General features: G+C 69.4%; 1 protein-coding gene. It reads right to left on the bottom strand.

Annotated features, from left to right (window positions below):
- On the bottom strand, positions 1-803 hold an 803-nt coding region (locus ACZ6TI_RS48145), incomplete at its 3' end, for a serine/threonine-protein kinase (RefSeq protein ID WP_465352039.1).
- Between the last annotated feature and the right edge of the window lie 218 nt (positions 804-1,021).

The raw sequence follows: 1,021 nt of genomic DNA on the forward strand, positions 1-1,021 counted from the left end.
GCACTGGACGGCCGGTCGTCGGGCCGCTTCTCCAGGCACCGCTCGACCAGCTCCGCGACGTTCGCGGGCAGTCCTTCGACCGGCGGCAGCGGGTCGGGTTCGGTGTACTGGTGCGCCCGCAGCAGTGCGGTGGTGGTGCCGACATCCCAGGGCAGCTGCCCGATCAGGGTGCGGTAGATGAGCAGGCCGACGGCGTAGACGTCGGTGGCCGGGCTGACCTGTCCGCCTTCGAGGCGCTCGGGCGCGAGGTAGGCCGGGGTGCCGAGCAGGCTGCCGTCGGGGTCGATGTCGTTCTCCCCGATCAGCGCGGAGATGCCGAAGTCGACCACCTTCGCCCCGGTCGGCGTCAGCATCACGTTGGCCGGGGTGACGTCACGGTGCACGATGCCGCGGGCGTGGGCTGCGGCGAGCGCGGCTGACACTTCGGCGCAGACGCGCACGGCGGCGGGCCAGGCGAGCCGGCGGGTCCGGGCCAGCACGGCGGCCAGGGATTCGCCGTCGACGAGTTCCATCACCACATACGGCACCGGTTCGCCGTCGACGGTGGTGGCTTCGCCATAGTCGTAGACGTTGGTGATGTGCGGGTGGCTCAGCCGCGCCGCGGCCTGCGCCTCGGCGCGCAGGCGGCGCCGGAATGAGGGGTCGGCGCTGGTCGACGGAGGCAGCACCTTGACCGCCACCTGCCGGCCGAGGACCTCGTCGAAGCCTCGCCATACCACTGACATCCCGCCGGCTCCGAGACGCTCGACCAATCGGTAGCGATTGGCCAGCAGACTCGAACCGGGCAGGTCCGTCGTGCTCATGTGCCCCCACATGCGCGAATTCGAGAAAACGTCGTGCTGCACCGCCATGCACCGCGACGCCGGGGCGAGTCCGGCCCGCCGTTGGACCGAAGCATTCCCCATCGACGGCGAGGATGTTAGCCGACGATCGGCCATGTTCTCGACTGCTCGACAGGTGGGATGACCTGCGAAGCGTCACTCTGCGTTGGGGTCTGAAACATTTTGGTATGAGTACTGCA

It is taken from the genome of Actinoplanes sp. NPDC051388 (assembly GCF_055586225.1).